The 26,679-nt window shown below is 73.5% G+C and carries 22 protein-coding genes; 8 read left to right on the top strand and 14 right to left on the bottom strand.

Features of this window, described 5'->3' with window-relative positions; genetic code table 11:
• Positions 1–275 precede the first annotated feature (275 nt).
• Together O7628_RS14430 and O7628_RS14425 are read left to right on the top strand one after the other, a co-directional pair.
• Complete coding sequence (locus O7628_RS14430; RefSeq protein ID WP_278136311.1) at positions 276–2,708, top strand: immune inhibitor A domain-containing protein; 2,433 nt, start codon at positions 276–278, stop codon at positions 2,706–2,708.
• A 132-nt stretch (positions 2,709–2,840) separates the two neighbouring features.
• Positions 2,841–3,773 (top strand): alpha/beta hydrolase, encoded by a 933-nt coding sequence (locus O7628_RS14425; protein ID WP_043961451.1) that lies wholly within the window; start codon positions 2,841–2,843, stop codon positions 3,771–3,773.
• Positions 3,774–3,819: 46 nt separating this feature from the next.
• On the opposite strand, the gene O7628_RS14420 is transcribed toward O7628_RS14425, so the two are convergent.
• On the bottom strand, positions 3,820–4,185 hold the full coding sequence (locus tag O7628_RS14420) for a hypothetical protein (protein ID WP_074475731.1): 366 nt from the start codon (positions 4,183–4,185) through the stop codon (positions 3,820–3,822).
• Positions 4,182–7,448: an SseB family protein gene (locus O7628_RS14415; RefSeq protein WP_278131042.1), complete on the bottom strand. Its 3,267-nt coding sequence runs from the start codon at positions 7,446–7,448 to the stop codon at positions 4,182–4,184. Before O7628_RS14415 ends, O7628_RS14420 begins: the two co-directional genes overlap by 4 nt.
• 150 nt (positions 7,449–7,598) lie before the next feature.
• Here O7628_RS14415 and mycP point away from each other — a divergent pair, with 150 nt between their 5' ends.
• A complete protein-coding gene (gene mycP, locus O7628_RS14410) occupies positions 7,599–8,816 on the top strand; it encodes a type VII secretion-associated serine protease mycosin (RefSeq protein ID WP_278131040.1) in 1,218 nt (405 codons plus the stop codon).
• An 82-nt stretch (positions 8,817–8,898) separates the two neighbouring features.
• On the opposite strand, the gene O7628_RS14405 is transcribed toward mycP, so the two are convergent.
• Both O7628_RS14405 and O7628_RS14400 read right to left on the bottom strand, forming a co-directional pair.
• Positions 8,899–9,192, bottom strand: coding sequence for a WXG100 family type VII secretion target (locus O7628_RS14405; RefSeq protein ID WP_074475415.1), 294 nt, complete (start codon positions 9,190–9,192; stop codon positions 8,899–8,901).
• A 25-nt stretch (positions 9,193–9,217) separates the two neighbouring features.
• Positions 9,218–9,535 (bottom strand): WXG100 family type VII secretion target, encoded by a 318-nt coding sequence (locus tag O7628_RS14400; RefSeq protein ID WP_074475416.1) that lies wholly within the window; start codon positions 9,533–9,535, stop codon positions 9,218–9,220.
• Positions 9,536–9,817: 282 nt separating this feature from the next.
• Here O7628_RS14400 and eccE point away from each other — a divergent pair, with 282 nt between their 5' ends.
• The 4 genes from eccE (at position 9,818) to rarD (ending at position 13,570) form a co-directional block, all read left to right on the top strand.
• Entirely contained in the window at positions 9,818–11,650 is a 1,833-nt protein-coding gene (gene eccE, locus O7628_RS14395) for a type VII secretion protein EccE (RefSeq protein ID WP_278131038.1), read from the top strand.
• A 62-nt stretch (positions 11,651–11,712) separates the two neighbouring features.
• Positions 11,713–12,099: a phage holin family protein gene (locus O7628_RS14390; RefSeq protein WP_278131036.1), complete on the top strand. Its 387-nt coding sequence runs from the start codon at positions 11,713–11,715 to the stop codon at positions 12,097–12,099.
• Positions 12,100–12,182: 83 nt separating this feature from the next.
• Positions 12,183–12,623: a GNAT family N-acetyltransferase gene (locus O7628_RS14385; RefSeq protein ID WP_278131033.1), complete on the top strand. Its 441-nt coding sequence runs from the start codon at positions 12,183–12,185 to the stop codon at positions 12,621–12,623.
• Positions 12,620–13,570: an EamA family transporter RarD gene (gene rarD, locus O7628_RS14380; protein ID WP_278131031.1), complete on the top strand. Its 951-nt coding sequence runs from the start codon at positions 12,620–12,622 to the stop codon at positions 13,568–13,570. Before O7628_RS14385 ends, rarD begins: the two co-directional genes overlap by 4 nt.
• A 417-nt stretch (positions 13,571–13,987) precedes the next feature.
• Here rarD and O7628_RS14375 read toward each other — a convergent pair whose 3' ends face one another.
• Both O7628_RS14375 and O7628_RS14370 read right to left on the bottom strand, forming a co-directional pair.
• Positions 13,988–14,686 carry a zf-HC2 domain-containing protein gene (locus O7628_RS14375; RefSeq protein ID WP_178062982.1) on the bottom strand — a complete coding sequence of 233 codons (699 nt, stop codon included), beginning with the start codon at positions 14,684–14,686 and terminating at the stop codon, positions 13,988–13,990.
• Positions 14,683–15,177: a sigma-70 family RNA polymerase sigma factor gene (locus O7628_RS14370; RefSeq protein ID WP_229406618.1), complete on the bottom strand. Its 495-nt coding sequence runs from the start codon at positions 15,175–15,177 to the stop codon at positions 14,683–14,685. Before O7628_RS14370 ends, O7628_RS14375 begins: the two co-directional genes overlap by 4 nt.
• 274 nt (positions 15,178–15,451) lie before the next feature.
• On the opposite strand from O7628_RS14370, the gene O7628_RS14365 reads away from it, so the two are divergent.
• Positions 15,452–17,578: a PhoX family phosphatase gene (locus O7628_RS14365; RefSeq protein WP_278131030.1), complete on the top strand. Its 2,127-nt coding sequence runs from the start codon at positions 15,452–15,454 to the stop codon at positions 17,576–17,578.
• Positions 17,579–17,720: 142 nt separating this feature from the next.
• On the opposite strand, the gene O7628_RS14360 is transcribed toward O7628_RS14365, so the two are convergent.
• The 8 genes from O7628_RS14360 to nuoI form a co-directional block, all read right to left on the bottom strand.
• Complete coding sequence (locus O7628_RS14360) at positions 17,721–18,503, bottom strand: IclR family transcriptional regulator C-terminal domain-containing protein (protein WP_074475423.1); 783 nt, start codon at positions 18,501–18,503, stop codon at positions 17,721–17,723.
• A gap of 178 nt (positions 18,504–18,681) precedes the next feature.
• Positions 18,682–19,764 carry a polyprenyl synthetase family protein gene (locus tag O7628_RS14355; protein WP_074475424.1) on the bottom strand — a complete coding sequence of 361 codons (1,083 nt, stop codon included), beginning with the start codon at positions 19,762–19,764 and terminating at the stop codon, positions 18,682–18,684.
• A gap of 90 nt (positions 19,765–19,854) precedes the next feature.
• Complete coding sequence (gene nuoN / locus O7628_RS14350; RefSeq protein ID WP_074475425.1) at positions 19,855–21,408, bottom strand: NADH-quinone oxidoreductase subunit NuoN; 1,554 nt, start codon at positions 21,406–21,408, stop codon at positions 19,855–19,857.
• Positions 21,405–22,940: an NADH-quinone oxidoreductase subunit M gene (locus O7628_RS14345; protein WP_278131026.1), complete on the bottom strand. Its 1,536-nt coding sequence runs from the start codon at positions 22,938–22,940 to the stop codon at positions 21,405–21,407. The genes nuoN and O7628_RS14345 overlap by 4 nt, the downstream gene beginning before the upstream one ends.
• Positions 22,941–23,004: 64 nt before the next feature.
• Positions 23,005–24,948 carry an NADH-quinone oxidoreductase subunit L gene (gene nuoL / locus O7628_RS14340; RefSeq protein ID WP_178067032.1) on the bottom strand — a complete coding sequence of 648 codons (1,944 nt, stop codon included), beginning with the start codon at positions 24,946–24,948 and terminating at the stop codon, positions 23,005–23,007.
• 26 nt (positions 24,949–24,974) lie between these two features.
• The gene (nuoK, locus tag O7628_RS14335; protein WP_007074133.1) at positions 24,975–25,274 is read right to left on the bottom strand and encodes an NADH-quinone oxidoreductase subunit NuoK; all 300 of its coding nucleotides are present in this window, start codon (positions 25,272–25,274) and stop codon (positions 24,975–24,977) included.
• Positions 25,271–26,041, bottom strand: a complete 771-nt coding sequence (locus O7628_RS14330; protein ID WP_278131023.1) for an NADH-quinone oxidoreductase subunit J — start codon at positions 26,039–26,041, stop codon at positions 25,271–25,273. Before O7628_RS14330 ends, nuoK begins: the two co-directional genes overlap by 4 nt.
• Entirely contained in the window at positions 26,038–26,679 is a 642-nt protein-coding gene (gene nuoI, locus O7628_RS14325) for an NADH-quinone oxidoreductase subunit NuoI (RefSeq protein WP_074475428.1), read from the bottom strand. Before nuoI ends, O7628_RS14330 begins: the two co-directional genes overlap by 4 nt.

The following is a 26,679-nucleotide window of genomic DNA, read 5'->3' as shown; positions in this document are numbered from 1 at the left end:
GCCCCTTCCGCATTTGTCGGGCCATACCCATCGAGATTCGTCGCTGCAATTCACCGTCGGGCGTCCGCGCTGCTCAGCCGGCCGGCGGAGGCGATCGGTGTGACGGTGAAAAGCGTTCCCACCAAAAGTTTGCAACAAATCGACGCACGCATCTTCCCACCCGTCCCGGGAGACTCTATGTTCACCATTGGTCCCACAGTCGGGACGACTCACCGGCTCCGACCATCGTTGGGCCGGTTCCCTCACACCGGAGGTACCACGTGCGGAAAGTCGCAGTGGGTCTGCTCGGGCTTTCGTTGACGGCGACGGGCCTGGTGGTTGCCACCACCGCCAACGCGGCGCCGACCGCGAAGGTCCCGACGGCCGCCCCGTCGGCCGCCGAGAAGGCCCCAGCGGATCACGATCTGCCGGACAAGTTCGAGGACAAGCGGCGCGCGCTCCGCCAGGAGGGCCTCAGCGAGGTCCTCTCCGGCCGGGCCAAGGCCCAGAAGATCAACGGCAGCACCGTCGTCAAGGTCGGCAAGACCGCCGGCGGCACGGCCACCGCGGCCGGCGCGCGCAGCGCCAAGAAGGGCCAGAAGGACCAGTACGTCGAGCTGGCCCGGGAGCGCACCGACAAGATCTTCGTCATCCTCGCCGAGTTCGGCGACGAGCGGGACCCCGCGTACCCGGACAAGGACATCAACCCGAACATCGCCGGGCCGACCACCTTCAAGGGGCCGCTGCACAACGAGATCCCCGCCCCCAACCGGTCGGTGGACAACTCGACCGTCTGGCAGGCCGACTACAGCGCGGACTACTTCCGCAAGCTGTACTTCGGCACCGGGCAGGGCGACGAGTCGCTCAAGCAGTACTACGAGGCCCAGTCGTCCGGGCGCTACAGCGTCGACGGCATGGTCACCGACTGGGTGAAGGTCAAGTACAACGCGGCCCGCTACGGCCGCTCCGACGACCCGATCGCGGACGACGACACCAGCAACCCGGCCAACGACCCGGCGGTCTGCGCGGACAACATCTGCCAGAACACCTGGGACCTGGTCCGCGACGCCGCCAACCAGTGGGTCGCCGACCAGAAGGCCAAGGGTCGCACCGACGCCCAGATCAAGGCCGACATGCAGTCCTACGACCAGTGGGACCGGTTCGACTACGACGGCGACGGCGACTTCAACGAGCCGGACGGCTACATCGACCACTTCCAGATCGTCCACTCCGGCGGCGACCAGGCCGACGGCGACCCGCACCAGGGTGAGGACGCCATCTGGAGCCACCGCTGGTCGGCGTACAACACCTCGCGCACCGGCCCGGCGAACTTCCCGATCGGCGGCACCCAGATCGGCAACACCGGCGTCTGGATCCGCGACTACACGATCCAGCCGGAGAACGGCGGCCGGAGCGTCTTCTACCACGAGTACGCTCACGACCTGGGCCTGCCGGACGACTACAACAACCTCAACGGCGGCGACAACAACAACGAGCACTGGACCCTGATGGCCCAGAGCCGGCTCGGCGCCAAGAACGACGCCGGCATCGGCGAGCGCGGCGGCGACCTCGGCGCCTGGAACAAGCTCCAGCTCGGCTGGCTCGACTACGAGGTGGTCAAGGCCGGCCAGAAGAAGACCCTGGAGCTCGGTCCACAGGAATACAACACGGCCAAGCCGCAGGCCGCCGTGGTGGTCCTCCCGCAGCGGGAGTACACCTTCGACTACGGCGCGCCGTTCGAGGGCAGCAAGCAGTTCTTCTCCGGTAACGACGACGACCTGGACAACACCCTGACCAGGACGATCGACCTGACCGGGAAGACCTCGGCGGCCCTGTCGCTCAAGGGCCGGTTCGACATCGAGTCCGGCTACGACTACCTCTTCTTCGAGGCGTCGACCGACGGCGGCACCACCTGGAACGCGCTGCCCGGCACCGTGAACGGCAAGCCGATCCCGCCGGTGTCCGGCAGCGACCCGACCCCGGGCCTCAGCGGCAGCAGCAACGGCGCGTGGACCGACATCAACATCCCGCTCAACGCCCTGACCGGCAAGAGCATCCAGTTCCGGTTCCACTACATCACCGACGGTGGCGTGGCCGAGGGCGGGTTCTTCGGTGACAACATCACCGTGACCGCCGACGGCCAGACGCTGTCCAGCGACGGCGCCGAGAGCGGCACCGGCGACTGGGCGGCCAAGGGCTGGAGCATCGTCGAGGCGACCTACACCCGGCTCTTCGACAACTACTACATCGCCGGCCACCGGTCGTACGTCTCGTACGACCAGTACCTCAAGACCGGCCCGTACTACTTCGGCTACGGCAACACCCGCCCGGACTACGTGGACCACTACGCGTACCAGGAGGGCCTGCTGATCTCGTACTGGAACCTCCGGTTCGCGGACAACGACACGTTCGAGCACCCGGGCGAGGGTCGCAACATGATCATCGACTCGCGTCCGGAGCCGCTCTACAACCTGACCGGCAACCCGTGGCGGGCCCGCGTCCAGGTGTACGACGCGCCGTTCAGCACGAAGAAGGCGGACTCGTTCACGCTGCACATCAACGGGCAGGCCCAGTACGTCCGGGGTCAGGCCGCGCAGCCGCTGTTCGACGACACCAAGCAGTACTGGTTCCCGGAGCTGCCGAACCACGGCGTCAAGGTCCCGGCCACCGGCACCAAGATCAAGGTGCTGGAGCAGAACGGCACCTCGATCAAGGTCCGCTTCTCCTGATCCGCTGATCAGCACACGCTGATCCATTGATCAGCACGCGCTGATCGACCGCTCCACCGCGATGCCCGGGCAGGCCACCTGCCCGGGCATCGCCCTTTCCGCCCCGGTGCCCGGGGGTCCTAGGCTGGGGCCATGACCGAGCAGCGCGGCGGGGCCGTCGACGAGTCCTGCGTCCTGACCGAGGGGCCGTGGACGCACCGGTTCGTCGGGGCCAACGGCAGCCGCTTCCACGTCGTCGAGGCCGGCACCGGCCCGATGGTGCTCCTCCTGCACGGCTTCCCCGAGCACTGGTGGGCCTGGCACGACGTGCTGCCGGCCGTCGCCGACGCCGGCTTCCGGGCCGTCGCGGTCGACCTGCGCGGCTACGGGGCCAGCGACAAGCCGCCCCGGGGGTACGACGGCTACACCCTCGCCGCCGACGTCGCCGGCCTGATCCGGGGACTCGGCGAGCGGTCCGCCACCGTCGTCGGCACCGGCGCCGGCGGGCTCATCGGCTGGACCGCCGCCTCGTTCCACCCGTCGCTGGTCCGCCGGCTCGTCGTGCTCGGCGCGCCCCACCCCCTGCGACTGCGGGCCGCGATCTTCGCCGACCCGCGCGGCCAGTTCGCCGCCGCCACCCCGGCCCTGAAGTTCCAGCTTCCCCGCTACGAGCACGTGCTCACCCGCGACGACGCGGCCGCGGTCGAGGAGATGCTGCGCCGCTGGGGCGGCCCCCGCTGGGTCGACGGCCCCGACTTCGACGCGTACGCCCGGCGCTGCCGGGAGGCGATGCGCATCCCGCAGGCCGCGTTCTGCGCGCTGGAGGGCTACCGCTGGGCGTTCCGCTCGGTGCTGCGGCTGCACGGCTACCGGTTCGTGCGGCTGATGCAGAAGCCCCTGGTCACCCCGACACTGCAACTGCACGGCGCACTGGACGTCGCGTCCCTGCCGCGCACCGCCCAGGGCTCCGGCCGCTACGTGACGGCCCCCTACGAGTGGCGGCTGCTGGACGACGTGGGCCACTTCCCGCACGTCGAGGCGCGGGACGTGGTGCTCGGCGAGATCCTGCGCTGGGCGAAGTCCTGAGGAGGTCCCGCCCCGACCCCGGGTCGCGGCCCGGCCGCCCGGCGGGTCAGAGCCGCTGCTCCCGCAGGTCGGCGACCGCGCCGGCCGGGGCCCAGCCCTGATAGACCCCGAAGTCGAAGACCTCCAGCCCCATCGCCTGCGCCACCGGCCACCGGCCACCCGTGTATTCCACCCGCAGCCAGCCGTCGTGCTCGGCGAGGACGATGAACGGCTGGCCCTGCCACGTGCAGGTGGTCCGCACGTACGCCAGTCCCTCCACCTCGGACGCCGGCAGCACCCGCACGTAGCGGCCGGGGCGGATCTCCTCGAACCCCTCGCCGGGCTCGGGCTGGTAGAGCCGCACGTCGTCGCCGTCGGGGCTGGCCTGGTATTCCCGGCCCCGCCAGCGGGCCACGTAGCCGTCGCGCATCAGCCGTCACCGGCCCGACGCCACAGCAGCGCGTCCGTGTCCAGGGTCGCGACCACCCGTTCGGTGCCGTCCGCCCCGATCCGCCAGAGCTGCGCGCCGTGCGGCAGCCGGGCGCTGTCCACCTTGAACTCGGCCACCACGTCGCTGCTGTCCCCCGGTGCGAAGCCGTTGCCCCGGAACGGCGGGCGCTCGATCACCCACCCCTCCATGGCCCGCATGGCGCCCTCGTTCTGGCCGCCGTACGGGATGCGGTAGAGGCTCGGCCGGTGGGCGGGCCAGCGCAGGACGTAGATCTCCTGCGCGTCCCGCGAGAACGGCGAGCCCGGGTGGCTCAGGCCGAGCGCGTCGTGCAGCTTGGCCGGGGTGTTCAGGTGGGCCAGCTCGCTGGCGCGGTGCACGAAGCCGGAGACCCGGTCGTAGCCGCGCTCCAGGTAGTAGGAGAGCTGGCTGGGTGCGACGGCCTTCTGCATCACCACCGGCTGGTTCGGGTCGACTGGCGGCGGCGTCTGTCGGGACGCGCCGGCCGCCGCCTCGGCCGCCGGTGGCGGCTCCGGTTCGCTCTCGACGTCGTCGCCGAGCCCCACGTCGGCCGCCCAGTTCGCCAGCGCGACGATCTGCTCCCCGGGCAGCTTCGCGCCCACCGGCGTGTTCGGGTTCACCGCGAACGACCAGGCGTCGTCGGGCCAGCGGCGGATGAGCTGGGCGAACTTGACCGACACGGTCTCCACCGGACCGTCGGCGTGGTCGGCCATCCGCTCCGGAGAGGTGTAGACGACGACGTACCGCTCGCCGTCGAGCCGCTCGGTCCGCCAGACGAAGCCCGGCTCGCCGGGTCGGCTGCCGTCGGCCGAGTCGGGTGCCACCGGGAGCAGCACCCGGGCCAGCAGCAGGGTGGAGAGGAACGTGTCGGTGCTGCCGGTGCCGGCGGCGGCGAGCAGGTCCTCCTCGACCTCGTTGGCCGGCTGGAAGTCGGGGGCGGGCGGCGCCGCCGGCGCCGGCTCCGGGTCCGGGTCCGGCTGCGGATCGACGACGGCATCACCGGCCAGCACGGACCCGTCGGCCGGCTCGGACACGCCGGCCGATGCGGGCGTGTCGGCCGCCGGCTCGGGCGCGTCGGTCGGCGTCGGCAGGTCAGGCGCGGCCGGTGCCGGATCGCCGGGGATTCCCGGCTGGAAGAGGGACCCGGCCGACGCGTCGGACGCGGGTCGCCTCGCCGGGGTGAACAGCGACACCGTCGCCTCCGCGTCGGCGACGCCGACGGGCGCGGCGGCTGCGGAGCCGGCCAGGCTGCCGGGCGCGGTCACGGGTTCGGCGGGGGGCGCGGCGACGGACGGGTCCGCGCCGACCGGATCGGGGACCGACTCGGTCGGAACGGTCGTGCCCAGCGCGACGGTCGGTTCGGTCGGAACGGTCGTGCCGAGGGGAACCGTCGCGTCCGGCGCACCGGTCGAGCCGAGCGGCACCGTCGTGCCCAACGAGACGGTCGCGTCCGGCGGCACCGTCGTGCCCAACGAGACGGTCGCGTCCGGCGAGACCGTCGTCCCGAGCGGAACCGTCGCGTCCGGCACAGCGGTCGTGCCCAGCGGAACCGTCAGGTCCGGCGACACCGTCGTGTCCAGCGCGACCGTGGCGTCCGGCGCGGCGACCGGGTCCGGGGCAGCGGCCGGGTCCGGGGCGGGCAGGTCCCGCGCCTCGATGATCGTGCCCTCGATGACGATCGGCGAGAAGGACGGGCGGGGCGCGGGCGGCCCGGAGACCGGCTCCGCGATCGAGGCGGTCACCTCCTCGACCAGTTCGTCCACCGGAGCGGGGCCGGGACGCTCCGCCAGGGGCCGGGTCGGCTCCTCGTCGGCCGCCCCGGGGCGGGGACGCACGAAGCCCCGCTCGGCCCCCGGCGCGGTGCCTCGACGCGGTGGCCCCTGCGCCGCACCGGCACCGGTCGGGCCGATGGGACGGGTCGGCTCGTCCGCGCCACCCGCCCGGCCGAAGAGGCCGGCCGGCGCACCGGCGCCGGTGGCCGCCGCGAGGGGACGGGTCGGCTCGTCGGCCGGCGGCACGGCCCGGAAGGCCCGGGTCGGCTCCTCCGCCGGCGACGGCCGGGGCGGCACCGCGCCGCCGGGCCGCAGGAGGCGGGTCGGCTCGTCGTGGGCCGCAGCGGGGCCGGACGCCTCGGCCGGCGACGCCGGCGGTGCCGCCCCGGCCCGGGAGATCGGCACCGTCGGCGGCTCGGGGGCGGGGGCGGGGGCGGGGGCGGGACGGAAGGGCTGGGTCGGTTGCTCGGCGAGCGGGTCCGGCGCGGGGCGTCGCCGGGGGAACGCCTGGCCGCCGCCGAAGCCCCGGGACTGCGGGGCCGGGCGCTCGGCGGGACGGCGGGGGTCGCCGAGCACCCGCGCCGCCCGGCTGCGGCCGGAAGCCGGTTCGAAGAAGGAGGTGGGCTGGCCGGGTGGCCCCGGCGGGGCGGCGGGCGGGCCGTTGCCGGCCGGCGTCGCCTCGCTCGGCGGGGCGTCCGCCGGCGGCCGCCGCCGGGGGACGTTCAGCCACGCCGAGCCGCCCGGCGCGGGCTCGCCGCCGGTCGCGGCGGAGGCCGCGGCGTCACGGGCGCGGCCACCGCCCGGCCCGTCCGGGCGCGGCGGGGCCGGGGGCGCGTCGGCCCCGGGCGGGCGGGGCGGGGCCGCCGCCGGGACGGTGAGCCGGGTGGTGGGCGTGCCGGCGGCGTCCGCGGGGACGGTGGCCGGCGCGCCCGGCAGCGGGCCACCGGCCGCCGTGCCGGGCGCGGGCGACACTGGCGCGTCCCGGCCGGGGACCACCGCCGTGGCGCGGGCCTTCGCGGCGGACTCGACGCGGTCCAGGCGGGCGCGCGCGCCGAGGGTGCGGCCCGGCAGCCGCACGTCGCCCCGGGAGAGCTGGGAGACGAACCAGGCCGGCAGGTAGCCCTCGATGGGCAGGCCCGGGTTGACCGCCAGCCACCACTCGTGGTTGGGCCACTCGGCGGCGAGGTCGGCGTATGCGCTGCGCCGGCTGGGCGCCGGGCTGCCGCCGAGGCAGGCCCGCAGCGCGGCGGGCGACGTGAAGGCCAGCACGTGTGTGCGGCCGCCGGTGGTCCAGGTGCCCCACCCCATCGGGACCTGCCCGGCCAGCGCCTCCGCGGAGACCGGCAGCAGCAGGTCGGTGCGGGCCAGGATCCGGAAGTAGAGCTCCTGGTCGTTGGCGCGGAGGGCGTCCCGCATCGCCGCTTCGGCCTCGGTAGCCGGCTCCCAGTCGGTCACGGCCACCTCTCCTCCCGCCATCAGGCCATAGCCATCGCGTACAACCTACAAGGTGGTAACAAGATCACAATGGCTGGCCGGGGACGCCCCGCCGGACAATCCGGATGCGGATAACATCCGGTTTCGAAGCCGACACGATACGGAGGCGTGATGCCCCGGCCCACCGCGCGTCCGGCCCTCGCCGCAGCGGCCGTGGCCCTGCTGTCCGCGTTCCCCGCCGCCCCGGCGCAGGCGGCCGGCGCGCATCGCGCGGCCCCCGGCTGCGCCACCCCGCCGACCCCGGACCGGCCCGTCGCGGAGACCCCGTGGCCGCAGCGGCGGTATGCCCCGCAGCGGCTCGCCGCGCTGGCCAGCGGGGCCGGCGTCACCGTCGGGGTGATCGACTCGGGGGTGGACCGCCGGCACCCGCAACTGGCCGGGCGGGTCGACGCCGGGGCGGACTTCCTCGACCCGGGCGGCGACGGCAGCGGCGACTGCGCCGGGCACGGCACCGGTGTGGCGAGCATCATCGCGGCCGAGCCCCGCGTCGGCGTCGCGTTCCAGGGCCTCGCGCCGGGTGCCCGCATCCTTCCGGTACGCGTCAGCGAGCAGCAGGTGGTCGAGGGGCGGGAGTCGGGGCGCACGGTCAGCGCCGTCGACTTCGCCCGGGCGATCCGCTGGGCGGTCGACCACGGGGCCGACGTGGTGAACCTCTCCGTCGTGCTCTACACCGACGACCCGGCCGTCCGGGCGGCGGTCGGCTACGCCGTCGCGCGGGACGTGGTCGTGGTGGCCGCCGCCGGCAACCTGCACGACGGCGGCGACCCGCGACCGTACCCGGCCGCGTACGACGGGGTGCTGGGGGTGGGCGCGATCGGCCCCGACGGGCGGCGGGCCGACTTCTCGCAGACCGGCCCGTACGTCGACCTGGTCGCCCCGGGCGGCGAGGTGCTGATGGCCGCCCCGGGACAGGGCCACCGGCGGGCCGAGGGCACCAGCTACGCCGCCCCGTTCGTGGCGGCCACCGCCGCTCTCGTCCGGCAGTATCGGCCGGAGCTGACGGCCGCGCAGGTGACGCGGCAGATTCTCGCCACGGTCGACCCCGCGCCCGGCGACGGGTACGGCGACGGGTACGGCGCGGGCGTGCTCAACCCCTACCGGGCGGTCACCGAGACCGGGGCGGGCCCGCAGGGGCCGGCTCGCCGGGCCGTGGCCCTAGCGGCGGGCGAGGCCGATCCGGCGCTGGCCGCCCGCCAGGCCCGGCGGGCGGCGGCCCGGGACCGGGCGGTGGTCGTCGCGGCCGTCGCCGGGGCGGCCGTGGCGGGCACGGCGCTGCTGGCGGTGGTGCTGCCCCGGGGCGGCCGCCGCCGCTGGCGGCCGGCGGCCTGACCACCTGCGGTGGCGGCGTTCGGCGGCCCTGCCGAACGCCAGAACGCCAGAGCCGCCGAACGCCGCGGCGGGCCGCAGCCGCTCACTGGAACAGGTTGACGTTCCGCTTCTCGGTGTCGAGGTAGTCGGACGCGGAGTCGTGGACCGCCAGCTTGATGTCGCGCAGCATCGCCTGGAGGTCCTGGGAGGCGGAACGCCACCGGGCCTGCCGCTGCTCGTAGGCCTGCCGGGCCTCGCCGTCCCAGCTCGCCACCAGCGGGGCGGCGTCGCGTTCGAGCTGGCCGAGCTGGCTGTCCAGCGTGTTCAGCGCCCGCTGGATGTCGGCACCCGCCTGCTGGAGGGCGGCGAAGTTGACGACCAGAACGCCATGGTCCATCGGATGATCCCCTTTCCGGGAGGTGCTACAGCGGCAGTTGGATGCCGCGGTTGGTGCCGGCGACCCGGCTGGCGGCTTCGTTGTCGGACACGTCGTACTGCTGGCCGGCGGTGCGGATGGCGGTGGCGGTCTCCCGCAGGGCCCGCTGCAACGCCGCCTGGTCCTGCGACCACTGCCGCTTCACCTGCTCGAACGAGCGCCCGCCGGCCCCCCGCCAGGCCTGCTGCAACACCTCCAGCTCGGCCAGCAGGCTGGTCAGCATGGCCTGGAGGGACTGGTCAACCTGCTCGAACTTCGCGGCGGTCTGCTGCAACACCGCGGCTTCTGCCTGGGTCTGGGACACCCGGACGTCACCTCGTCTCCTCGATCGTGGCTGGCCGTCGGACGCGCCCGCGGCGGACGCGCCGCCCGCCTGTCCCGGCGGCGACGCCGGGGCGGGATGGGGTCAGCCGGCTCGTCGCTGACGGTAGCGGCCCGGTGGCGGTTCTGCTACCCCGCCCGGCTCCCCTGTGGACAACCACGGCTCCCGCGATGGCGGGGCGGAGCCATACGATGACGCTGCGGAACCGCCCACGGTCACGCCCCGGGTCACGGCGGCGTTCCGGGCGGGCGTTGAGGAGGCGCGGTGACGGCCAGCACGACCACGGCCCCGGTCCAGCCGGCGCACCGGCAGCCGTTGCCCCCGCGGTGGATTCCGGCCGCCACCCGGCGGGGTCCGGCCGGGGTGCGGGCCGGTCAGGTGGTCGCCACGCAGGCGGCGGTGGCGCTGGCCGCCGCCGGGATCGGCCGGGGCGTGGGCGTGACCATGGCCGTCGTCGCGGTGGCCGCCGCACTGCTGGCCGCCACCTGGGTCCGGGTGCGGGGGCGCTGGCTGTTCTCCTGGCTGGGCGTCGCCGCCGGCCACCTGTCCCGCCGGCGGGCCCTGGCGTCGGCCAACGGCCCGGGCGCGCTGCTGGAGCTGCTCGACCCCGGCGTGGTGATCCGCGCGGCGGAGCTGGCCGGCCGTCCGGCGGCCGTGGTCGACGACGCGGAGGGCCTGACCGCCGTGCTGGAGGTCGGCGACCCGGGCGACCTGCTCGGCGACGGGCCGGGGGCGCTGCCCCCGCCGTCGACGCTGCTGCCGCCGGTCTCCCCGGAGCTGCCCCCGGTGCGGCTCCAGCTCCTGTTCGGCGGCTCGCCCGCGCCGGCCGTCGCGGTCGGGGGGAGCACGGTGGCGACGTCGTACCGGCAGCTCACCGACGGGCTGCTGGCCGGGCGCGACTCGGTGCTGCTGGCGGTGCGGGTGCTCCGGGTGGACGGGTGGACCGACGCGGACCTGCGCGCCGCCCTGTCCGGGGTGGTCCGGCGGATCGTGCGCCGGCTGGGGCCGGTGACCGCCCGCCCGCTCGGCGAGCACGCCGCGCCCCGCGTACTCGCCGAACTGGCCCACCACGACGGCGGCGGGCCGCTGGTGGAGACCTGGCCGGCCGTGCGGACGGGGGAGCTGCTCCAGACCACCTTCCGGGTGCGGCGCGGGCCGGACCCGACCACCGACGCGGGGCGGCTGCTGGTGCCCCGGCTGCTCACCCTGCCGGCCGCCGCGACCACGGTCTCGCTCTGCGTGGGGCCGCGCGCCGGTGCCGGCGGCGCGACCGTGCCGGCCGAGCTGACCGTACGCCTGGCCGCCTGGACCCCGGCCGGGCTGACGGCGGCGACGCAGGCGTTGCGGCGGCTGGCCGGCGGCGCGGGCGCGGAGCTCGACCGGCTCGACGGCCAGCAGCTTCCCGCGTTGGCGGGCACGCTGCCCCTCGCCCTCGCCGTTCCGGGCGCGGCGGCCGACCCGGCGGTCCTCGACGGGTTGGAGCTGCCGGTCGGCGACGCGGGGCTGATGGTCGGCGCGAACCGGCGCGGGGCGGCGGTGACGGTCCGGCTGTTCCGGCCGGAGGGCACCCGGTTGATGCTGGTCGGCGGGGTGCGCGCGGCGCAACTGCTGGTCCTGCGGGCGCTGGCGCTGGGTGCCCGGGTGGCGGTCCAGACGACCCGGCCCCGGGCGTGGGAGCCGTTCGTCCGGGGCGTCGCCACGCCCGACGGGCCGATCCCGGTGCTGCCGCCGGGCCGCGCGACGGACGCGGTGGCCGGCTCGGCGCTGCGGCCGGTGCTGCTCGTGGTGGACGCGGGCCCGGTGCCCGCCGACGCCGGTCCCGGGCCGGCCTGGCGCTCCACCCTGGTGGTCCGGGACGGCCTCACCGCGTCCGACGTCGACCAGCTGGGCCGGGCCGACCTGGTCGTGCTGCAACCGTTGCGCCCCGCCGAGGCCGCCCTGGCCGGCGCCGCGCTCGGCCTCGGCGGCTCGGCCGACTGGCTGACCCGCATCCGGGAGGACATGGTGGCGGTGGTGAACCGCCGGGCGCTGCGCTGGGCGCTGCTGTCGCCGACCCCCATCGAGTCGCAACTGATCGGCCGCCCCGACCGGGGTTGACGGGTCGGGCGGGACCGACGGCGGGTTCCGCCGGTGGCGGGTCCATGGCACCATCCGTGACCATGGGTTTCCTGAAGGGTCTTCTGATCCGGCTGGGCAGCACGGCGGTGGCCTTCTGGCTGGCCACCCTGGTCATCCCGGGCATCACGCTCGACACGGGTTCGGCCGTCGAGGCGATCGTCACGCTGCTCCTCGTCGCGGTCATCTTCGGGGTCGTCAACGCGGTGCTCCAGCCGATCGTCAAGACCGTGGGCTGCGGCTTCTACCTGCTGACCCTGGGGCTGATCGCCCTGGTGGTCAACGGTCTGCTCTTCCTGTTGACGAGCTGGATCGCGGGCGAGGCCGGGCTGCCGTTCCACGTGGACGGGTTCTGGCCGGAGGCGGTGCTCGGCGCGTTGTTCGTCGGCGTCGTGACCTGGCTGCTGGGCGCGGCCCTCGACCGCGACTGAGGCCGGGCCGGGGCGGTCCCGGCCCGGGCGGCGTGGGCGGATTCACGGCGCGCGGGGCCGGGCGGGCAGGCTAGCGTCGCAGGGTGTTCACCCTGACCCGCGACGACGGCCACCAGCTCAGCACCGACCCCGCCCGCCTCGACCTCGACCTCGTGCACCACTGGCTCTCCACCGACGCGTACTGGGCGTTGGGGCGGGACCGGGAGACCGTCGGGCGGGCGTTCGCCGGCTCGCTGCCGTACGGCGTGTACCGCCCCGGTGACGGCCGGCAGGTGGCGGTGGCCCGGGTGGTGACCGACCGCGCGACGTTCGCCTGGCTCTGCGACGTCTACGTGGACCGGGCGGCCCGGGGGGTCGGGCTGGGCACCTGGCTGGCCGGCGCGGTCCGTGACCACCTGGCCACGATCGGCGTACGCCGGATCGTGCTGGCCACCTCCGACGCGCACGGGGTCTACGCGAAGATCGGCTTCGCCCTGGTCGAGCCGGACCGCTGGATGCAGTACGACGGGCGGGGGCAGGCGTGAACCCGCTGCGCCTCGGCTACCTCTACGGCATCGGCGCGTACCTGCTCTGGGGGTTCTTCCCGCTCTACCTCAGGGCGCTCCAGCCGGCCGGCCCGCTGGAGATCCTGGCGCACCGGATCGTCTGGTCGGTGCTCTTCGTCGCGCTGCTGCTCGCCGCGCTGCGCAACGTGGGCTTCCTGCGGCGGTTGGCGCGTCGCCCCCGGGCGCTGGCCGGCATCGGCGTGGCCGCCGCGCTCATCGCGGTCAACTGGGGCACCTACATCTACGGCGTGAACTCGGCGCGGGTGGTGGAGACGGCCCTCGGCTACTTCATCACCCCGCTGGTGTCGGTGCTGCTCGGGGTGACCGTGCTGCGGGAGCGGCTGCGCCCCGGGCAGTGGCTGGCGCTGGGCATCGGCACGGCGGCGGTGGCCGTGCTCACCGTCGACTACGGCCGGTTGCCCTGGCTCGCGCTCACCCTGGCCGTCAGCTTCGCCGCGTACGGGCTGGTCAAGAAGCGCCTCGGGCTGCCGGCGGCGGAGGGGCTCTTCGTGGAGTCGGCGGTGCTCGCCCTGCCGGCCCTCGGCTATCTCGGCTGGCTTGCCGCCGACGGTGGCCTGGCCTTCGGCCACGTCTCGGCCGGGCACACCGCGCTGCTGGTGCTGGCCGGCGCGGCCACCGCGACCCCGCTGCTGCTCTTCGCGGGCGCCGCGAACCGGCTGTCGCTGACGGCGCTGGGCATGCTCCAGTACCTCGCCCCGATCCTCCAGCTCGGCTGCGGGGTGCTGATCTTCCACGAGCCGATGCCGCCGGCCCGGCTCGCCGGCTTCGCGCTGGTCTGGCTGGCGCTGCTGACCTTCACCGCCGACGCCCTCCGCCACGCCCGCAACTCCCGGCGCTCCCGCAGCCCCGCCACGACCCGGCCGCTCGCGCCGACGCCGGTGGGACAGGGGACGACGGGCCCCTGAGTGCGCAGCCGCGGCCCGTCGCTTTCCGTGACGGGATGCGGTGCCGAGCGCGGCAGCCCACCGGACTGACCGTCGGTCACCACTGTCCGACCACACGACGGACCTCGCGCCCCCTTTGCTCTGCACCCACCCACGCAGCACGCACCGCCGGCAGCACCGACGGGAGATCACTCCTGCCCGGGCGGCCCGGCGGCCGGTTGCGTGGGGTGACCGTTGCGTATCCGGGTGCAGAGCAAAGGGGTGAATCCGGGTGGTGTCCGGTCGGGTAGGACAACTACGCGCCGCAACATCGCCAAGGCGAGCAACGCCCACGATCACAGCCCCGCGCACAGTCACAGCCCCGCGCACGATCACGGCCCCGCCCACGATCACGGCCCCCGCAGGGGCACCGCCCCGCCCAGCGGAGCCCAGGCGGGCTCAGCGGGCGTCGTAGGCGAGGACCGGGGTGCCGTCGGCGCGCAGCAGCTCCAGCCGGACCAGCTCGCCGTCGGTGAAGTGGGTGGTGGCGGTCAGGCTCAGCTCGTCGCCGGGGGCGGCCAGCCAGGAGCCGATCTGCTCCGTCGCGCCGTCCGGGCCGTGCGCCACCAGCCGGAAGGTGTACGCCTCGCGGTGCCCGGCCCGCCGGTCGTAGCCGCAGCGCATGGTGACCTCGGTGCCCCACGGCGTGCCGGTCAGCCCCACCTCGGCGTGCACCGGCACCGTGCCGGCGATCGGCCGCATGGACGCCAGCGCGATCTGCGGGGTGGGCGTCGGGGTGATCTCGACGGGGGGCCGGAGGGTGGCCGCGCCGAACCCGGCGAACAGCGCCAGGACGGCGGCGGCCAACGCGGTCAGCGCGTACCGGCGGCGGGCGGCCGACCGCTCGCGGCGTCGGCGGCGGCGGGCGGCGTCGAGCAGCGCGGGCACCCGGGAGACCTCGGCGGGCGGCTCCAGGAACTGCTCCAGCCCGGCCGGGTCGAGCCGACCGAGCAGCCCGGGAAGCACGGCGATCTCGGCGACCGCGTCCCGGCAGGAGGCGCAGCCGGCGAGGTGCCGCTCGTAGGCGGCCCGGTCGGCCGGGGCGAGCGCGCCCAGGACGTACGCGCCGTCGTCGTGCGCGAACTCGCAGCGGGTCATCCCGTCACCCCCATCTCGGCCAGCGCCAACCGCAGGGAGCGCAGCGCGTAGTGGGTGCGGGACTTGACGGTGCCCGGTGGCACGCCCAGCCGGACCGCCGCCTCGGACACCGAACGCCCCTGGTAGAAGCACTCGATGAGCACCTCGCGGTGGGTCGGGCTGAGCCGGTTCAGCGCCTCGGCGACCGTCCACGCCTCCACCGCGCGTTCCGCCTCGTCGATCGTCTCCGGGGGCTCGGGCAGCTCGTCGGTGTAGATCTCGCCGACCCTCGTGGACCGCCGCCGCCACGCGTCGATGGCCAGGTTGCGGGCCGTGGTGAACAGCCACGCCCGCACCGATCCGCGCGTCGGGTCGAGCGACTCCGGGTGCCGCCAGGCCCGCAGCAGGGTCTCCTGCACCAGGTCCTCGGCCCGGGTCCGGTCGCCGTTGACCAGCCGCAGGGCGTGCGCGTAGAGCGCGTCGGCATGCTCGTCGTGCAGCGCGCGCAGCAGTTGGGCGTCGTGGTCGCTGATGACGACCTCCTCGCTGTCGCCGGAGTCCAGCGGCTCCCGCTGTCGAACGCGTCCAGCGATGCGTTCGCCCGACAGTACGTGCGGTGTCGCCGATCGGTTCATCCGCAGGTCGACGGGGAGGTCAGGCGCAGGTGTTCACATCCGGTTCATGTTCGGGCCGACCCGCGCTCACCGCGCCCTCCTAGCGTCCGCCGGGTACGCACGTCGGAGGGTCGACCCCGGCGTGCACCGACTTCCTTGGAGGCACCTCCCGATGAGCGACCGACCTCGGCTGCTCCCCCTGCTGGGCGCCACCCGCCACGGCAGCCGTGACGCCATGACCTGTCTCTACCGGTGCGGCAACGCCTGTGACCACCCGGTGCCCAACACCTCCGACAACCCGTACCTGGGCGACATCGTGGACGCCGAGGTGTCCCGGCGCGGCGTGGTCCGGGCCGGCGCGGTCGGTGCGCTCGTCCTGGGCTTCGGCGGCGCGGCCGCCGGGGCGCTGGCCGGCGCCGGGGCGGCGTCCGCCGCGCCGGCCACGCCGGTCGTGCCGGAGGCCGCCGGGTTCGGCCGCCCGGCCGGCGGGGTGGGCAGCGGCGCGCTGACCTTCCGGCCGATCCCGCCGAACAAGCTCGACACCCTGGTCGTGCCCAACGGGTACGACCACAGTGTCGTGATCCGCTGGGGCGACCCGGTGGTGCCGGGCGCGCCGGAGTTCGACGTGCACGCGCAGACCGCCGCGAAGCAGGCCAAGCAGTTCGGCTACAACAACGACTTTGTCGGCGTGCTGCCGCTGGACAAGCGGGGCCGCCGGGCGCTGCTCGTGGTCAACCACGAGTACACCAACGAGGACCTGATGTTCCCCGGCTTCACCAGCCTCGACGCGCTCACCGTCGAGCAGGTGAAGGTCGCCATGGCAGCGCACGGCATGTCCGTGGTCGAGCTGGAGCGGGTCGACGGCACCGGGCAGTGGCGGCCGGTATCCGGCGGCCGGCGGCCGTACAACCGGCGGGTCACCGCGCTGGCCACGAAGTTCGAGCTGACCGGCCCGGCCGCCGGCTCGGCGTGGCTGCGCACCGCCGCCGACCCGAAGGGCCGGACGGTGGTCGGCACACTGAACAACTGCGCGGGCGGCGTCACCCCGTGGGGCACGGTGCTCTCCGGCGAGGAGAACTTCAACCAGTACTTCGTCGGCGGGGACGCCGCGCCGGAGGAGCTGAAGCCGAAGCTGGCCCGCTACGGCATCAACACCACCGAGCGCTACCCGAGCGGCAACCGCAAGTGGGACCGCGCCGACGAGCGCTTCGACCTGGCGAAGAACCCGTACGAGGCGCACCGCTTCGGCTGGGTCGTCGAGATCGACCCGTTCGACCCGGAGAGCCGGCCGCGCAAGCACACGGCGCTCGGCCGGTTCAAGCACGAGGGCGCGAACGTCATCGTCGCCCGCAGCGGGCACGTGGTGGCCTACATGGGCGACGACGAGCGGTTCGACTACCTCTACAAGTTCGTCTCGGACAAGAAGTTCATGGCCGGCGACTCGTGGGTGGCCCGCAAGCACAACCTGACCCTGCTGGAGTCGGGCACCCTCTACGTGGCGCAGCTCGAAGGCAACTCGGCGGCCGAGATCGACGGCTCCGGCAAGCTCCCCGCCGACGGGGCGTTCAACGGCCGGGGCCGCTGGATCAAGCTGGTCAGCGGCACCCGCTCGTACGTCGACGGGATGACCGCCGCGGACGTGCTCACCTTCACCCGGCTGGCCGGCGACAAGGTCGGCGCGACCAAGATGGACCGCCCGGAGGACGTCGAGCCGAGCCGGCTGACCGGCAAGGTGTACGTGGCGCTGACCAACAACACCGACCGCGGCAAGGCGGGCAAGGCCCCCGCCGACGAGGTCAACCCGCGCAACCTCAACAAGCACGGGCAGATCCTGGAGCTGGTCGAGGACGGCAACAACAACGCCGCCGAGACGTTCGCCTGGTCGCTGCCGATCGTCTGCGGCGACCCGACGGACCCGTCGACCCACTTCGCCGGGTACGACAAGGCGAAGGTCTCCCCGATCTCCTGCCCGGACAACGTCGCCTTCGACGCCACCGGCAACCTCTGGATCTCCACCGACGGCAACGCGCTGGGCAGCAACGACGGCCTGTTCGCCACCGCCGTGGAGGGGCCGGAGCGGGGGCACCTCAAGCAGTTCCTCACGGTGCCGCTGGGCGCGGAGACCTGCGGCCCGTTCATCACCGACGACAACCGCTCGGTGTTCGTGGCGGTGCAGCACCCGGGTGAGATCACCGGGGCGACCGTGGAGAACCCGGCGTCGACCTGGCCCGACGGCGACTACGCCAAGCCCGGCGTGGTGGTCACCTGGCGGCTGGACGGCGGCCCGATCGGCAGCTGACCCGCTGGGCGTCGCGGCGGGCCCCCTCCCCACCAGGGCGGGGGCCCGTCGTCGTCCCTGCTTCCGGGTTCCCCGGCCCCGGCTTCCGGCCGCCGGTCCTCGGCTCCCGGTCCCCGGGCCTCGGCTCCCGGTGGCTGCGGGGTCAGTTCTCGGCGGCGACGGCGTCGGCGATGGCGCGGGCGGCGGTGAGCAGCTTGGCCCGGACCACCCGGGCGGAGGTCATCATCTCGCTGGCCGGCAACGAGCAGGCCAGCACCATCCGGCGTTCCATGTCCTTGTCGGGGACGACCAGCACGGCGGCGCACGCGACGCCCTGCCGGAACTGCCCCAGCTCCAGCTGCATGCCCCGGCGGTCGCCGGCCGCCACGTCCGCCTCGAACGCCTCGGGGGTGGTGAGGGTGGCGTTGGTGAACGGGCGCATGCCGTATTCCCGCAGGTAGCGGAAGCGCTGCTCGGCGGTGAGGGTGGCCAGCAGCGCCTTGCCGAGCGCGGTCGCGTGCGCGCCCTCGTCGAACCCGGGGACCAGGTCCTCCAGGTGCGGGGAGCGGTGCCCCTCGGCCACGGCGGTGACGGCCACCTGGCCGCCGACGAAGCGCCCGAGATAGTGGCTGTAGCCGGTGTCCAGGGCGGCGCGGCGCAGGCACTCGCCGACCGCTGCGGGCCCGCGGAACGCGGTGACCAGCTCGCGGTACCGGTCGGCGATCTCCAGGCCCACGATGTACGTGCCGTCCTCCCGGCGGATCACGTAGCCCTCGTAGGCCAGCGTGCGGACCAGGTGGTAGGTGGTGGCCACGGTCAGCTCGCAGCGCCGCGCGATCTGCTTGACGGTCAGCCCCTTCGGGGCGCGACCGACCGATTCGAGCACGCGTAGCGCGCGGGAGACACTCCGGATGAGGTCCGAAGGTTCCGCCAAGGGGTCGCGCACAACCACCTCCGCCGCCGGGGGACTTACACCATATGAAATCCAGGCGTCCGGCGAAATGCCTGTTCGGGTCGACGCTGCCAGATCATCCTAAACGGTCAGTGCGCCGAGCGACACGGTGAGTTGTCCGAGTCGGACTCACGAAGGGTTCGCGGAACCCGTACCGAAGGCTCGGGAGGCCTCAGCCGGTGCGGTCGGCGATGTAGTCGCAGAGGGACTCCAGCGCGCGGCGCGACGGCGTCTCCGGCAGCAGCGCGAGCTGCTCCCGGGCCTCCTCGGCGTAGCTGCGGACGGTCTCCCGGGCGCGCTTGAGCGCCGGGGACTCGCGGAGCAGGCCGAGGGCCTCGGCGTGCAGGGCGTCGTCGACGAGCGGGCCGGTGGCCAGGATCTCCCGCAGCCGCACCGAGGCGGCGTCGGAGTCGTCGGAGGCGAGCGCGTAGAGCACCGGCAGGGTAGGCACGCCCTCCCGCAGGTCGGTGCCGGGGGTCTTGCCCGACTGCACCGACTCGCTGGCGATGTCGAGCAGGTCGTCGGAGAGCTGGAAGGCGACGCCGATCGTCTCGCCGTAGCCTGCCAGGGCCTCGGTGTGCGCGGCGGACGCCCCGGAGAACAGGCCGCCGAAGCGGGCCGAGGTGGCGATCAGCGAGCCGGTCTTCTCGGCGATCACGCCGAGGTAGTGGGTCACCGGGTCCTGCCCGTCCCGGGGGCCGACCGTCTCGGCGATCTGACCGTGCACCAGGCGGGCGAACGTGCGCGCCTGCAACCGCACCGCCTCCGGCCCCAGATCGGCCGAGAGGTCCGCGGCGCGGGCGAAGAGGTAGTCGCCGACCAGGATCGCCACCGAGTTCGTCCAGCGGGAGTTGGCGCTCGGGGCGCCCCGCCGCACGGCGGCCTCGTCCATAACGTCGTCGTGGTAGAGCGTCGCCAGGTGGGTGAGCTCCATCACCACGGCGGCGGAGACGACCCGCGGGTCGGCCGGATCGCCGAACTGGGCCCCCAGCGCGACCAGCAGCGGGCGGAACCGCTTGCCGCCGGCGTCCACCAGGTGCCGGGCGGCCTCGGTCACCAGCGGGTCGGCGCTCGTCACGGTGGCCCGCAGCTCCGCCTCGACGGACTCCAGCAGGCCCAACACGGACGCCTCGACGCGGGCATCGGCCAGGTGCAGGCCGAGCGCGCCGAACTGACCCGTGCTCTCCCGACCCCGCCGAGCGGAGCCGGTGGCACCTGAACGCTCGCCAGCCGGATTCACCACGCTATCCACCATGCCACACCCGTTCGACCTGCTCCGGGGCGGGGATGCGGCGACGGGGCCGGCACGCTGTCGCGTACCGGCCCCGTCGCGGGGAAACGTCGGTCATCGCACGAATTCGGCGGCGCCGTTGGCGAGGTCGAGCAGCGGGCCCGGCACGACGCCCAGCACCAGCGTGGCCAGCACGCCGATCATGAGCGCCGCCGAGGTCAGCCCGCCCGGCACCATCACCGTCGGGGTGGACTCCCCCGGCTCGGACAGCCACATCATGACCACGACCCGCAGGTACGGGAACGCGAGCACCATGCTCGTCAGCACGCCGGCCACCACCAGCCACGCCTGGTCGGCGTCGAGGGCCGGGGCGAAGACGGCGAACTTGCTCATGAAGCCGCTGGTGAGCGGGATGCCGGCGAAGGCCAGCAGGATGAAGGTGAAGATCGCCGCGAAGAACGGCGACCGCTTCCCCAGCCCCGCCCAGCGGGACAGGTGGGTGGCCTCCCCGTCGGCGTCGCGGACCAGGGTCACCACCGCGAAGGCGGCCAGCACCGAGAAGCCGTACGCGGCCAGGTAGAACATCGTGCCGGCGAGCCCGTCCCGGCTCGGTGCGAGCACCCCGACCAGCAGGTAGCCCGCGTTGGCGATCGACGAGTAGGCCAGCAGCCGCTTGATGTCGGTCTGGGTGACCGCCAGCACCGCGCCGACCAGCATGGTGAGCACCGCCACCGCGCCGAGGACCGGGGTGAAGTCCCACGCCGCCCCGGCGAACGCCACGTGGAAGACCCGCAGCAGGGCGCCGAACGCGGCGACCTTCGTGCAGGCCGCCATGAAGCCGGTGACCGGCGTCGGGGCGCCCTGGTAGACGTCGGGCGTCCACACGTGGAACGGGGCGGCGGCGGCCTTGAACAGCAGGCCGATGGCGAGCAGCGCCATGCCGGCGAAGAGCAGCACCTGGCTCGCCGGGGACTCGGTGACCGCCGCGTGGATGGTGGCGAAGTCGACGCCGGCCGGGCGGCCCGGGATGCCGGAGGTGAAGCCGTAGACCAAAGCCACGCCGAACAGGAAGAACGCCGAGGCGTACGCGCCGAGCAAGAAGTACTTCATCGCCGCCTCCTGGCTCAGCAGCCGCCGGCGACGGGCCAGCGCGCAGAGCAGGTAGAGCGGCAGGGAGAAGACCTCCAGGGCGATGAACATGGTCAGCAGGTCGTTCGCCGCCACGAAGATCAGCATGCCGCCGATGGCGAAGCTGGCCAGCGGGTAGACCTCGGTGGCCCCGTTGCTGCCCTCGGCCTGCCGCCGGTCCTCGGCCGACTCGGCGGTGACGGCGGCCTGGGCGACGAACGCCCCGCCCCGCTCCACCGAGCGCTCGCCCATGAGCAGCAGCGACATGGCGGCGAGGACCAGGATCGCGCCCTGGAGGAACAGGGTCGGCCCGTCCACGGCGAGCGCCCCGCCGGCGGTGATCAGCCGGTCGTCGGCGTTGAAGATCACCATCACCAGCGCGGCGAGCACCGCGAGCAGCCCCAGCGAGAGCTGGACGAGGTGGCGGCGCTTGCGGGGCACGAAGGCCTCGACCAGCACGCCCAGCAGGGCGGCGCCCAGCATGATCAGGATCGGAGCGAGCGCCGCGTAGTCGATCGACGGCAGCTTGAGCTCGGTCACTTTGCGGCCTCCTGCACGACACCGCCGACCTCAGGGGCCGGATCGGTCCTGCCGACGTCCTCCATGGTGGCCCGGACGGCGGGGTTGATGACATCGGTGACCGGCTTGGGATAGAAGCCGAGCAGCACGATCAGCGCGATCAGCGGCGCGACCACGAACTTCTCGCGCAGGTTGAGGTCGCGGCGCATCGGCTCGACCTCGGTCAGGGCCGGGTTGAGGGTGCCCTGGGTCGTCCGCTGCACCATCCACAGCACGTACGCGGCGGCCAGGATGATGCCGAGCGTGGCGATCACCGCGACCGGCTTGTTCACCGTGAAGGTGCCGATCAGCACCAGGAACTCGGAGACGAACGGCGCGGTGCCGGGCAGGGCCAGCGAGGCCAGGCCGGCGAAGAAGAGCACCCCGGCCAGCAGCGGCACCAGCTTGCCCGCGCCGCCGAAGTCGCTGATCAGGGCCGAGCCGCGCCGGGCCACCAGCATGCCCACCACCAGGAAGAGCAGGCCGGTGGCGAGGCCGTGGTTGAGCATGTAGAGCACCGCGCCCGTGCCGGCCTGCGTGGTGAAGGCGAAGATGCCGACCCCGATGAACCCGAAGTGCGCGATCGAGGTGTACGACACCAGCCGCTTCAGGTCGTTCTGGCCGACCGCCAGCAGCGCGGCGTAGATGATGCCGATCACCCCGAGCGCGAGCGCGTACGGGGCGAACCACTTCGACGCCTCCGGGAACAGCGGCAGGCAGTAGCGCAGGATCCCGAACGTGCCGACCTTGTCCAGCACGCCGACGAGCAGCGCGGCGGCCCCGGCGGGGGCGGCCCCACCGGCGTCCGGCAGCCAGGTGTGGAACGGGAAGAACGGCGCCTTGATCGCGAAGGCGAGGAAGAAGCCGAGGAACAGCCAGCGCTCGGTGCCGGTGGAGATGTCGATCTGGGTGAGCGCCTGCCAGTCGAAGGTCTTCCCGCCGACGACCCACAGGCCGATCACGGCGGCCAGCATGAACAGGCCGCCGACCAGCGAGTAGAGGAAGAACTTCACGGCCGCGTACTGTCGCTGGTGGCCGCCGTAGCTGCCGATCAGGAAGTACATCGGCACCAGCATGACCTCGAAGAACACGTAGAACAGGAAGACGTCGGCGGCGGCGAAGACGCCGATCATCGTGGATTCGAGGACGAGCAGCAGGGCGAAGTAGACCGGGATCGAGCGCTTCGACGACTCGGCGTCGTGCCAGGACGCGAGGATGACCAGCGGCACCAGCACCGCGATCAGCATCAGCATCACCAGGGCGATGCCGTCGGCGGCGAAGGTGAACCGGGCGTCCCACTGCGGGATCCAGGTGTACGACTCGCGGAACTGGAGCCGCTCACCGCCGGTCTTGAAGGCCAGCCACATGACCACGGACAGGGCGAGCACCAGCAGCGACCACCCGAAGGCCACCTGCTTGGCCAGCTCCGGCCGGCGGCGCGGCAGGACGGCCACGACCAGCGCGCCGACCAGCGGCGCCACGGTCAGCACCGAGAGGAACGGGAAGTTGGACATTATGCGGCCTTACCTCCGTCGTCACTGCGTGGTCCGCCGGCGGGGGCGGCCGTAGAGAGGTCGATCACGCCAGCCACCCCGCCTGCACGGCCAGGAACGCCGCCACCACCAGCAGCGCGCCGGTCAGGATGGACGTCGCGTACGACCGGACGAAGCCGGTCTGCAGCCGCCGGAGTCGGCCGGAGCCCCCGCCCACGGCGGCGGCGAGGCCGTTGACCAGCCCGTCGACGCCCCGGTTGTCGAGGAAGACCAGCGCCCGGGTGAGGAAGATCCCCGGCTTCTCGAAGACCGCCTCGTTGAAGGCGTCGGTGTAGAGGTTGCGCCGGGCGGCGGTGACCAGCACACCCGCCGGCTGCGGCTCGGTGGCCGTGCCGTTGCGGAACAGCGACCAGGCGAGCCCGGCCCCGGCGATCGTGACGACCAGCGACAGGATCGTGATCACCGTGTGCGACAGCACGGCGTGGTGCTCCTCGCCGGCCTCGCCGAGCACCGGCGTCAGCCAGGAGGCCAGGCCGTCGTTCCACACCATCAGGCCACCGGCGACCACCGAGCCGATCGCCAGCAGGATCAGCGGGATCGTCATCAGCTTCGGCGACTCGTGCGGGTGCTCGATGTCCTCGGTCCACCGCTTCGGGCCGTGGAAGGTGAGGACGAACAGCCGGGTCATGTAGAACGCGGTGAGCCCCGCGCCGAGCAGCGCCGCGCCGCCGAACAGCCACGCCGTCCAGTCGTCCCGCGTGAAGGCGGCGACGATGATCGGCTCCTTGGAGAAGTAGCCGGACAGCGGCGGCAGGCCGATGATGGCCAGCCAGCCCATCATGAACGTGATCCAGGTGACCTTCATGTACTTCGACAGCCCGCCGAAGCGGCGGATGTCCACCTGGTCGTTCATGCCGTGCATGACCGAGCCGGCGCCGAGGAACATGTTGGCCTTGAAGAAGCCGTGCGCGAGCAGGTGGATGATCGCCAGGGCGTACGCCCCGCCGCCGAGGCCGACGCCGAGGAACATGTAGCCGATCTGGCTGACCGTCGACCAGGCGAGCACCCGCTTGATGTCGTCCTTGGCCGCGCCGATGATGCAGCCGAGCAGCAGGGTCAGCGCGCCGACGCTGACCACCACGAGCTGGAGCGTCGAGTTGGCCGAGAAGACCGGGTTCGACCGGGCGATCAGGTAGACGCCGGCGGTGACCATGGTGGCGGCGTGGATGAGCGCCGACACCGGGGTCGGGCCCTCCATCGCGTCCGGCAGCCACGCCTGGAGCGGGAACTGGCCGGACTTGCCGGCCGCGCCGAGCAGCAGCAGCAGGCCGAGCACCAGCACCGTGGTGCCGGTCAGCGAGCCGACGCCGTTGAACACCTCGTCGTACTGCGTGGTGCCGAGGGTGGCGAACATGATGAAGATGCCGATGGCCAGGCCGGCGTCGCCGACCCGGTTCATCAGGAACGCCTTCTTGCCGGCGGTGGCCGCGCTCGGCCGGCCGTACCAGAAGGAGATCAGCAGGTACGACGCCAGGCCGACGCCCTCCCAGCCGAAGTAGAGCATCACGTAGTTGTTGCCGAGCACCAGCAGGAGCATCGCGGCGACGAAGAGGTTGAAGTAGGCGAAGAACCGCCGCCGCCCCTCGTCGTGCGCCATGTACTCGACCGCGTACAGGTGGATCAGGAAGCCCACCCCGGTGATCAGCAGGACGAAGACCGCGGCCAGCGGGTCGAACAGCAGGCCGAAGTCCACGTGCAGGTCACCGACGGCGATGAAGTCCCACAGGCTCAGCTCCGCCGACTTGTTCTCCAGGCCGCGGAGCTGGAAGAAATAGGTCAGGCCGAGCACGAAGGCGGCCCCGATCGCGGCCACCCCGAGCCAGTGCCCCCACCGGTCGGCCCGCCGACCCAGCAGCAGCAGGACCGCCGCGCTGGCCAGCGGGATCGCCACCAGCAGCCAGAAGCTGCCCAGCAGGCCGCTCGCCGCAGCGTAGGCGACTTCACCTGCCGGCTCAGCCGGGGCGTTCATCAGAATCGTTCCCACCGCAGGGCCCCTTAGTACTTCAGCAGGTTGGCGTCGTCGACGCTGGCCGAGCGCCGGGTCCGGAAGATGGACATGATGATCGCGAGGCCGACCACGACCTCCGCCGCGGCCACCACCATCACGAAGAACGACATGATCTGGCCGTTCAGGTCACCGTTGATCCGGCTGAAGGTGACCAGGGTCAGGTTGGCCGCGTTCAGCATCAGCTCGACGCACATGAACAGCACGATCGCGTTCCGGCGGACGAGCACCCCCACCGCACCGATGGTGAACAGCACCGCGGCGAGCACGAGATAGTAGTCCGGGGTCACCGGTCCGTCCCCTTCAACGTGGTCTCCTCGGCGGTCAGCTCCCGGGCCGGCAGGATCTCCGGGATGCTGCGCTCGGTCAGCCGGCCGTCGGGCAGGCGGGCCGGCGTGGCCACCGAGGACGAGGTGGCGAAGACACCCGGGCCGGGCTTCGGGCCGGGGTAGTTGCCCGGGGCGAAGCGGGCCTTCATGGTGGCGATCTGGTCCATCTTGTCCTCCCGACGCCGCTCGATGTGCGCCAGCACCATCGCGCCGACCGCTGCGGTGATCAGCAGCGCCGAGGTCAGCTCGAAGGCGAAGACGTACTTGGTGAACAGCAGCCGGGCGATGCCCTGCACGTTGCCCTCGGCGTTGGCCTGCTCCAGGCCGACCGCCGAGACGCCGCCGAGGCCCCGGTAGAGGCCGCCGCCGACCAGGCCGGCGAAGCCGAGGCCGAGCACCACGGCGGCGACCCGCTGGCCGCGCAGGGTCTCGATCAGCGAGTCCGAGGAGTCCCGGCCGACCAGCATCAGCACGAACAGGAAGAGCATCATGATCGCGCCGGTGTAGACGATGATCTGCACCATGCCGATGAACGGCCCGGCCTGGAGGACGTAGAACACGCCCAGGCAGAGCATCGTCAGCACCAGCCAGAGCGCCGAGTGCACGGCGTTGCGGGCCGCGATCATGCCGATCGCGCCGAGCAGCGCCAGCGGGGCGAGGATCCAGAAGGTGACCTCCTCGCCGCCGGAGACCCCGCCCGCCGCGGCGAGCACCGTCTGCGTGGTCATGCCTCGTCCCCCTTGCCCGCCGCCGCCCGCTGGGCCTGCTGCTCGGCGCCGGGGAAGGTCACCCCGGGGTGCTCCTCGACCTGGTAGCGACCGGGGCTGTTCGCCGCGTGCTCGGCCCCGGCGGAGGTGCCCGGGTTGCTGAGCGCGCCGACGTAGTAGTCCTTCTCGCTGTCGCCGAGCCGCATCGGGTGCGGCGGCTGCTCCATGCCCGGCAGCAGCGGCGCGAGCAGCTGCTCCTTCGTGAAGATCAGGTCCTGCCGGTTGTCCCGGGCCAGCTCGTACTCGTTGCTCATGGTGAGCGACCGGGTCGGGCAGGCCTCGATGCAGAGCCCGCAGAAGATGCAGCGGGCGTAGTTGATCTGGTAGATCGACGCGTGCCGCTCACCCGGAGACAGTCGGTTCTCCTCGGTGTTGTCCCCGCCCTCGACGTAGATCGCGTCGGCCGGGCAGGCCCAGGCGCACAGCTCGCAGCCGATGCACTTCTCCAGGCCGTCCGGGTGCCGGTTGAGGATGTGCCGCCCGTGGTAGCGCGGCGCCGAGACCGGCGGCTTGAACGGGTAGTCGGTCGTGACGACCTTCCTGAACATGTGCGAGAAGGTGACCCCGAAGCCCTTGAACGTTCCGGTGATCGCGCCCAC

This window comes from Micromonospora sp. WMMD956, assembly GCF_029626125.1.
Taxonomy (GTDB): domain Bacteria; phylum Actinomycetota; class Actinomycetes; order Mycobacteriales; family Micromonosporaceae; genus Micromonospora; species Micromonospora carbonacea.
This window is presented reverse-complemented; position numbering and strand designations above follow the sequence as displayed.